Source organism: Protofrankia sp. CiP1_Cm_nod4 (assembly GCF_982290645.1).
In genome coordinates, this window is the sequence record NZ_CEVIVC010000016.1 from 22,814 (window position 1) to 25,853 (window position 3,040).

The 3,040-nt window shown below is 66.4% G+C and carries 3 protein-coding genes; 2 read left to right on the forward strand and 1 reads right to left on the reverse strand.

The features are described from left to right. Positions 1-20 precede the first annotated feature (20 nt). Positions 21-1,253 (reverse strand): cytochrome P450, encoded by a 1,233-nt coding sequence (locus tag AC5LSR_RS05460; RefSeq protein WP_250287348.1) that lies wholly within the window; start codon positions 1,251-1,253, stop codon positions 21-23. 234 nt (positions 1,254-1,487) lie between these two features. Here AC5LSR_RS05460 and AC5LSR_RS05465 point away from each other — a divergent pair, with 234 nt between their 5' ends. Both AC5LSR_RS05465 and AC5LSR_RS05470 read left to right on the forward strand, forming a co-directional pair. Next, positions 1,488-1,811, forward strand: a complete 324-nt coding sequence (locus AC5LSR_RS05465; protein WP_250287347.1) for a 2Fe-2S iron-sulfur cluster-binding protein — start codon at positions 1,488-1,490, stop codon at positions 1,809-1,811. Continuing rightward, the coding region (locus tag AC5LSR_RS05470) for an NAD(P)/FAD-dependent oxidoreductase (protein ID WP_493468223.1) at positions 1,811-3,040 on the forward strand (1,230 nt) is incomplete at its 3' end. The genes AC5LSR_RS05465 and AC5LSR_RS05470, both read left to right, overlap by 1 nt.

Here is a 3,040-nt window from a genome sequence, read left to right on the forward strand (position 1 = left end):
GCACGGACGCACGGAAAGATCTAGCGAACCAGGCGGACGGGCAGACTAATGGGTCCGCGCGCGAAGGCCGGGCGGTACGAGGGCGTGAAGCCGGCCTGGGACACCTCGAAGGTCGTCAGCTGACAGATCGCCTTGATACTGGCCTTGATCTCTCGGCGCGCAAGGTGGTTGCCGAGGCACCGGTGAATGCCGGCGCCGAAGGCCACGTGCGAAGAGACGTTCTGGCGCTCGAAATCGAGGGTGTCCGGGTCCTTGAACTGCGCGGGGTCGCGGTTGGCTGCAGCCCAGTTGAGGAGGACGCGGTCACCGCCGCGCATGGGGCAGCCGCTCATCTCGGCGTCCTCGGTGAGCGTTCGGCCCGCTGTCGGAACGGGTGATTCGAAACGGAGGAACTCGTCGACAACGCGACCGAGGCGCTTGTCGTCAGCGGTCGCGAGCTCGGCGCGCAGAGCCTGGTCGGTCGCGAGACGCACCGCGATGCTGCCCAGAGCGCCCATCGTCGTCTCCATGCCGGCCATGATCATGAGGTTCAGCGTCTCGATGCGCTGCTTCTCGTCCAGCTCCAGACCGTCGTCGCTCCCCTCCAGCCCCATGTGCGCGATGACACCGGCAAGGTCGTCACGCCGACCCTGCTCACGGCGCTTGACGAGCAACTCGGCGCCCCACGTGAGCAGGCGAGGAGCAACCTCCAGCGCCTTCTCAGGCTGAGTCAGGAGGGTGTTGAGCACCTCGAGCACCCAGCCGATCTCCGATTCCTGCTGCTCGAGGTAGGTCCCGAAGAACACGATAGGAGGCAGCACCTGCGTGAACTCCGAGATGAAGTCGACCTCGCCCTTGGCGACGCAGCGGCCGAGCAGCGTGTCGACCTTCTCCTGGATGCCCGCCTCGCCGGCCTGCTGGGCCTCCGCCGTGAAGAACGGGTTGAGCAGACGTCGGATGCCGCGGTGCAGTGGGGGGTCGGTCTCCAGCGGGATCATGCGCAGGATGTCGAGGTCGAACTGCACGGGGGCCGCACCCTGAGCGTTGCTGAAGGCCTTCCAGTTCACGCCGGCCGCCATGACGTCGGCATAGTCGCTGACCACCCAGAATCCGGCGACTTTATCGCTCCAGGGCTGGTCGCTCCACACGACCGGGCAGCGGTTGCGCAGGTCGTTCATCCTCGGCCAGAAGTCGTCCGCCAGGGTCGGGTCCAACGGCGTGAAGTGGACGACTTCCTGAGGCTCGTTCTGCGTGGCCCCGGTGGAACTCGTCATGGTCATCCTCCTGTGAGTGGCCGGCATGGCAGGGTCCGTTTGCGGTCGCCGAGCCGCTTGCGACCGCTCTGACCTCCACCTGAGCACGTGTATCGTACATCACATTCTAATTTCGTCAAGATTCTGCGCCAGGTTCGCCAGCTTGTTCAACACCATGGACAAGGTACCGAATCATATTTAGAATCTATCGAGCGACGCTACGTCGCCACGTCCACGCGATGAGGAGACGATCCAGTGCCAAAGGTGACCTTCCTACGCCCCAACGGTGACGACATCGCCGTCGATGTAGGTGACGGCACCAGCATCATGCAGGCGGCTGTCGCACACGGCGTCACGGAGATCGTCGCCGAGTGCGGGGGGACGCTCGCCTGCGCGACCTGCCACGTCTACGTGGCTGAGGAGCACCTCGACCACCTGCCGCCCATCAGCAACGACGAGCAGGAGATGCTCGACTTCACCGCCGCCCCGCGTGAAACGGGCAGCCGGCTCTCGTGCCAGCTGCCTCTGGGTCCCGAGCTGGACGGCATCGTGGTCCGATGCCCGGAGACCCAGTACTGATGGGCTCTTCGACGGTCATAGTGGTCGGTGCCGGCCAGGCCGGCTGTCAGGTTGCGTCGTCACTGCGCGAGGAGGGCTTCACAGGCCGCATCGTCCTCGTTGGTGCAGAGGCTCACCTGCCCTACCAGCGACCTCCGCTGTCCAAGGGCCACCTGACCGGCAAGACCTCGCGTGACGCCCTGTGGCTGCGGCCGGAGTCGTGGTTCGGGGAGCAGGGCATCGAGGTGCGTACCAGCACACGCGCCAAGCATCTGGATACCGACGGTCGCAGGGTCCTGCTTCAGGACGGCGAAGCCTTGGAATACGACGATCTTGTGCTTGCGACCGGCGCGAGGAACCGGCTGCTCCGGCTGGAGGGTGCCGGCCTCGAGGGTGTGTTGTCCCTGCGCACCCTGGATGAAGCCGACGAGGTGAAAGTTCGCCTGGAACAGGCTGCGCGCGTGGTGGTCGTCGGAGGCGGCTTCATCGGCATGGAGGTCGCAGCGACCGCAGTGCAGCTGGGGAAGAACGCGACGGTCGTCGAGGTCGCCGACCAGCTCATGGGCCGTGTCCTGTCGAGCCACACTGCTGCGTTCCTTCTGCAGGCTCACCGGGCACGCGGTCTCGATGTCGAGCTGACGACCACGGTCAGCCGGATCGTCGGTGTGGCCGGCCGCGTGGCCGCTGTCGACACGACGGACGGCCGCCGTCTCCCTGCTGACCTCGTGCTGGTGGGCGTGGGTGCAAGCCCCAACGTGGAGCTCGCCGAGCAGGCTGGCCTCGAGGTGGACAACGGTATCGTGGTCGACGAGCTGTTGCGCACCTCGGCGCCGCACGTCTACGCGGTCGGGGACTGCGTCTGTGCCCCGAATCCGTTCGCAGGTGGAACGCGTGTGCGGCTCGAGTCCGTCCAGAACGCGACTGCGCAGGGACGGCGCCTGGCAGCCACGTTGACCGGCCGCCCTGAACCCTTCAGCTCCGTCCCGTGGTTCTGGAGCGACCAGGCCGACATCAAGCTGCAGATCGCCGGGCTCACCACGGGCCATACGGAAGTAGCCGTAAGAGGAGACGTCAGCAGCGAGCGCTTCTCGGTGTACTGCTTCTCGCAGGGGCGCCTGCTGGGCGTCGAGTCGGTGAACCGCCCAGCTGACCACATGGCGGCTCGGCGGCTGCTCAGCGGATCGACGTCGCTCTCCCCACAGGACGTGCGACGGGACGACTTCGACATCAAGCGCGCGTCCACCGCCGGC